This is a genomic window from Xanthomonas sp. SHU 166, from assembly GCF_000364685.1.
In the GTDB taxonomy this organism is placed as follows: Bacteria; Pseudomonadota; Gammaproteobacteria; order Xanthomonadales; family Xanthomonadaceae; genus Xanthomonas_A; species Xanthomonas_A sontii.
Window position 1 is genome coordinate 1 of sequence record NZ_AQOJ01000574.1, and the last position, 1,662, is coordinate 1,662.

Consider the following 1,662-nt stretch of genomic DNA (forward strand, 5'->3'; position numbering starts at 1 on the left):
CTGCCGACCCTGGCCGCGCTCGGCGTCACCGCGATCGAACTGATGCCGCTGGCCGAATTCCCCGGCCGCCACAACTGGGGCTACGACGGCGTGCTGCCGTACGCGCCGGCCTCGGCCTACGGCCATCCCGACGAACTCAAGGCGCTGATCGACGAAGCCCACGGCCTGGGCCTGAGCGTGTTCCTGGATGTGGTCTACAACCACTTCGGCCCGGACGGCAATTACCTGGGCCAGTACGCCTCGACCTTCTTCCGCGAGGATGCGCCGACGCCCTGGGGCGCGGCGATCGACTTCCGCCTGGCGCCGGTGCAGCGCTACTTCATCGACAACGCGCTGATGTGGCTGCACGAATACCGCTTCGACGGCCTGCGCCTGGATGCCGTGCACGCGATCGTGCCCAACGCCTTCCTCGATACCCTGCGCGAGGCGATCACGGCCAGCGTGGCCGACGGGCGCCACGTGCACCTGGTGCTGGAGAACGAGGCCAACCAGGCCGATGTGCTGGAGCGCGGCTACAGCGCGCAGTGGGACGACGACTTCCACAACAGCCTGCACGTGCTGCTGACCGACGAGCACGAGGGCTACTACGCCGGCTTCGCCGACGCGCCGGCGCAGCACCTGGCGCGGGTGCTCGGCGAAGGCTTCGCCTTCCAGGGCCAGGCCGACCATCGCGGGCACGCGCGCGGCGAGCCCAGCGGCCACCTGCCGCCGCACAAGTTCGTGATCTTCGCGCAGAACCACGACCAGATCGGCAATCGCGCCCGCGGCGACCGGCTGATCACCCAGGTGAGCGAACCGGCGCTGCGCGCGGCGCTGGCGCTGACCGCACTGACCCCGATGATCCCGCTGTTCTTCATGGGCGAGCCGTGGGGCAGCCGCACCCCGTTCCAGTTCTTCACCGATTTCGCGCCGCCGCTGGACGAGGCGGTGCGCGAGGGCCGGCGCCGCGAGTTCGCGCAGTTCGCCGCCTTCGCCGATCCGGAACAGCGCGCCACCATTCCCGACCCCAACGCGCCGAGCACCTTCCAGGCCTCCATCGCCGACATCAGCGACGCCACCCATGGCGACGGCGCGCGCTGGCGCGACTGGTTCGCGGCGTTGCTGGCGCTGCGCCGCCAGCACCTGGTGCCGGCGCTCGGCCAAGCCAGCGCGCTGGGGGCGCGGGTGATCGGACCTAAGGCGATCGCCGCGGGCTGGCGCCTAGGCGACGGCGAATGGCACGTGGCGGCCAACTTCGGCGACGCGCCGGTGGCGCTGGACTTGCCCGGCAGCACCGTGCATGCGGAGAACGCCGGCGACGACGCCGCGCAGTTGCCGCCCAACGCCTTCGTCGCGCGCTACCGGCCCGGCAACGCCGCATGAGCACCCGCTGTCGCGACGCCATCGCGACAGCGTCCCCGGCACGCTGGCCACCTCGTTCGCTGCCCACCGCCGCGCACGCGCTGCCGGCGCGTGTGGGCTGGACCGCGGCGGATCCCTCTTTTGCCTTGCTGCCCGGTTCGCCCTGCCCATGACCGACACTTCCCTGCATACCCTGGCCGACGCCGCCGGCCTGCTGGTCGACTGGATCGATGCCGGCGACACGCCGCGCACGGTCGCCGACGACACCCTGCGCCACGTGCTCGGCGCACTGGGCCTGGACGCGCGCGACGCGGCCGCCTG

General features: G+C 72.1%; 1 protein-coding gene. It reads left to right on the forward strand.

Going from position 1 to position 1,662, the window contains the following annotated elements; translation table 11 throughout:
• Positions 1 to 1,362, forward strand: a 1,362-nt coding sequence (gene treZ, locus D180_RS14420; RefSeq protein ID WP_017913354.1) for a malto-oligosyltrehalose trehalohydrolase, incomplete at its 5' end; no start/stop codon positions are given.
• Between the last annotated feature and the right edge of the window lie 300 nt (positions 1,363 to 1,662).